This window comes from Dissulfurispira sp., assembly GCF_036745535.1.
GTDB lineage: Bacteria > Nitrospirota > Thermodesulfovibrionia > Thermodesulfovibrionales > Dissulfurispiraceae > Dissulfurispira.
Genome location: NZ_DAIOFX010000116.1, coordinates 1 through 3650, shown reverse-complemented (window position 1 = coordinate 3650; position 3650 = coordinate 1). Strand labels below are relative to the sequence as shown.

The following is a 3650-nucleotide window of genomic DNA, read 5'->3' as shown; positions in this document are numbered from 1 at the left end:
TCAATAGCAGGATTCAAGACAAAGGAAACGAACTGATGATACTGGATTTAGCCAAAACAGACCACAGGGTGTTTGTGGGAAAGATAGCATCATGCTTAAAAGGAGATTTAGCACTTGACCCGTCACAACTGCCGGATCACCATAACTGCAGGTTCGGCAAATGGTATTTCGGAGAGGGAATGCAGATGTGCGGGAATCTTCCATCTTTCAAGGCAGTGAATGATCCACATGTAAGGATACATGCGCTGGCAAAAGAAGCGGTTTCAGCACACAATTCAGGAGACAAGCTAAAGGCAGAAAGACTGTATAAAGAGATGGAGAATATATCAGACCAGATAGGAAGCCTCCTTGACGGTATTAAGAGAGAGTGCAAGTAAGAAATGACTTTTGAATCTTCCATAACAGGGGCAGAAATAAAAGACAGACTTCTCTGGCTCGTAAGGCTCAGGTGGGCAGGATGCATTGGTGTGCTTATTGTCACCCATATTATCAGGGAAATAGCAGACCTGACCTTCTCGCTGATACCTGTTTATCTGATACTGGGGTTTGTTGCAGTCTATAACGCCTACTTCCAGTATAAGCTTAAACTTCCGTCAGAAGACCTGCAAAAATGCGCAATCAAGCAGATTAGTCTTGATTTCATCGCCCTTACCGCTGCAGTTTATTTCTCCGGAGGTTGCGACAGCCCGTTCCTGTACTACTATATATTTCACATCGTAATCAGCGGCATGATACTGCCGAAAAAGTAGACATTCAGGTTTGCTGCCGTTGCAATAATTCTTCCCACAACGATTATGGGGCTTAAGCATCTGGGCATCCTGCCCCATTTGGAATATTCAGAGAAGAGCCGTTGCTTTTCACAGACCTTTCTGTAATAGCGGCATACGGCGGCGTTTTTATAAGCACACTGCTCCTTACAGCATATTTTGTCACCTATCTTTCCGACAGACTCTATAAAAAACAGGAAGAAATAAGGAGGCTATACATACTTTCAGAAAAATTACGGTCTTCCATTGTCATGGATGAGGTAATAAAAACAGTCCGGGAAGAGCTGTCATCATTATCAGGCCATACAAACATAATTTATATGCCATTGGACAGAAACAAGTTGAATCTGGTCTATGATAACGGCCTGAACAGCCTCAGCATTCCGCTTACCGACAAAAACATATTTACAGACACGCTGGTAACCTGTGAGGCACATGCCCTTGAATCCGCAGTTGTAAGCTCTGAGCACGAGGATAGGGTATTTAAGACCCTGATGAAGGATGCAAAAAAGATAGCTGTTCTGCCTGTGCAGGCAGCATTCTCGTCTAAATGCTACGACTATCATCACTGCCCGCCGGATACGGGCTGTACCGCATATGGCTCTGACAACAAGAGATGCTGGTATATTTCGGGTACCCACTGCCATGGAAAGATAATGAGGAACATCACCGAAAAACTCAAGGAGTGCGTTAAGTGCGATATGTTCATGCCGGTGGGAATCTTTATTGTGGATATTACAAAGAGTTCAAGGCTTGAGGCAAAATGCGACCTCGATGCATGCATGCGCTTGCTGGATGCAGCAAGCCTCGCCATATCCAATGCAAAACTCTTCGAGAAAACCCTCGAACTCTCGGAAACAGACGGCCTCACAGGAGTCAAAAACCGCAGGACATTCCTCAAATTATTGGATTCCGAAGTGCACAGGGCGCACAGATACAACAAAAGTTTCGGACTCATGATGATGGACATCGATTACTTCAAACAATACAATGATACGCACGGACATCCCCAGGGTGATATCCTCTTAAAGCTTGTGGCGGATATTATCGGTGATAAGCTTCGGGACACGGACGCCGTAGGCAGGTACGGAGGAGAGGAATTTATTGCGCTGCTTCCGGAAACAAATAAAGAAGAATCTATAGCAATAGCAGAAAGAATAAGAACCGAGATAGAAAACTATAAATTCCCCCGTGCCGAAACACAGCCTGGAGGCAAAATTACGATAAGCATCGGCGTCTCTTCTTACCCGGAGGACGGCGATTCTCCTGAAAGGGTTATGCAGTCTGCTGACGATGCCCTCTATTCAGCAAAGAATATGGGAAGAAACAGGGTCATAGCTGCAAATGTGCCGATAATATAAACCCGAATTACGAAAGTATCACCTAACATATGGCAGCAGGTGTGCTGATTTGTAAAGTCTTTGATGCACACTGCTGCCATATCCTTCGTAATTCGGCTTAAATATCGTAGTACAGGAAGAACTCGTATGGATGCGGCCTCAATCTCAGGGCATCCACTTCCCTCGTCCTCTTGTAGTTTATCCATGTCTCGATGGCATCCTCTGTAAAGACATTGCCCTTCATCAGGAACTCGTGGTCTTCTTCGAGGTGGTTGAGTGCATCCTCGAGTGTTCCAGGCATTGTGGGCACTGATGCAAGCTCCTCAGGGCCGAGTTCATAAATGTCCTTATCGAGAGGCTCACCAGGATGGATCTTGTTCTCTATGCCGTCGAGCCCTGCCATCAGCATTGCAGAGAATGCGAGATATGTGTTGCATGAAGGGTCAGGGAACCTGACCTCGATCCTTTTTGCCTTAGGACTTGCGGAATAGGTCGGTATCCTTATGGATGCAGAGCGGTTCCTTGCAGAGTATGCGAGGTTGACCGGCGCCTCAAAGCCCGGTGTAAGTCTCTTGTACGAGTTTGTTGTCGGGTTTGTCAGAGCTGCAAGCGCCTTTGCATGCTTCAATATCCCGCCAATATAATAAAGGGCAAGTTCGCTTAAGCCTGCATAGCCATTGCCTGCAAAGAGAGGCTTTCCGCCTTTCCATATGCTCTGATGGACATGCATTCCAGAGCCATTGTCGCCGAATAAGGGCTTGGGCATAAATGTTACGGTTTTTCCGTGCCTTCTTGCAACGTTCTTGATTATGTATTTGAAGAGCATGTTCTTGTCAGCCATCGCAACAAGGGAATCAAACCTCATGTCGATCTCAGCCTGTCCTGCTGTTGCGACCTCATGATGCTCTCTTTCCACGTAAATGCCAACCTTCTGCATCTCCATGACCATCTCTGTTCTTAGATTTACATGGCTGTCTGTTGGAGGTACAGGGAAATAACCTTCCTTATGCCTTGGCTTGTAGCCTAAGTTCGGATTTTCTTCACGTCCTGAGTTCCAGATACCCTCAACTGATTCTATAAAGTAATATCCGCTGTGTGCGTTCTGGTCAAACCTGATGCCGTCAAAAATAAAGAACTCTGCCTCGGGGCCGAAATATGCTGTATCTCCGATGCCTGTTGATTTAAGATAAGCCTCTGCCTTCTGTGCAATATACCTTGGGTCCCTTGTATAGAATTCCTTTGTGATCGGATCTACGATATTGCATATTAAACTTATTGTGGGATATTCCATGAACGGGTCCATAAAGGCTGTAGCCGGATCAGGTATTATAAGCATATCCGATGTGTGGATCGCCTGCCATCCCCTTATGGATGAGCCGTCAAAGCCAAGCCCCTCCTCAAATATCTCCTCTCTCAGTTCTGCTATCGGCACAGCAAAATGCTGCCAGATCCCGGGGAAATCAAGGAACTTGAAATTTGCCATAACCGCCTTGTTTTCCTGAGCCATTTTGATTACGTCCTTCGGTGTCATACTTCTCCTCCT

Annotated in this window: 4 protein-coding genes; 3 read left to right on the top strand and 1 reads right to left on the bottom strand. The window is 46.0% G+C overall.

What is annotated here, in order from left to right:
• From V7L97_RS11680 to V7L97_RS11670, 3 genes are all read left to right on the top strand, one after another.
• Window positions 1-377, top strand: a 377-nt coding sequence (locus V7L97_RS11680; protein WP_333656178.1) for a CZB domain-containing protein, incomplete at its 5' end; no start/stop codon positions are given.
• 3 nt (window positions 378-380) lie between these two features.
• Complete coding sequence (locus tag V7L97_RS11675; protein WP_333656176.1) at window positions 381-749, top strand: hypothetical protein; 369 nt, start codon at window positions 381-383, stop codon at window positions 747-749.
• A gap of 101 nt (window positions 750-850) precedes the next feature.
• Window positions 851-2128 (top strand): GGDEF domain-containing protein, encoded by a 1278-nt coding sequence (locus V7L97_RS11670; protein WP_333656174.1) that lies wholly within the window; start codon window positions 851-853, stop codon window positions 2126-2128.
• 97 nt (window positions 2129-2225) lie between these two features.
• Here V7L97_RS11670 and glnA read toward each other — a convergent pair whose 3' ends face one another.
• Window positions 2226-3638 (bottom strand): type I glutamate--ammonia ligase, encoded by a 1413-nt coding sequence (gene glnA, locus V7L97_RS11665; RefSeq protein WP_333656172.1) that lies wholly within the window; start codon window positions 3636-3638, stop codon window positions 2226-2228.
• Window positions 3639-3650: the final 12 nt, after the last annotated feature.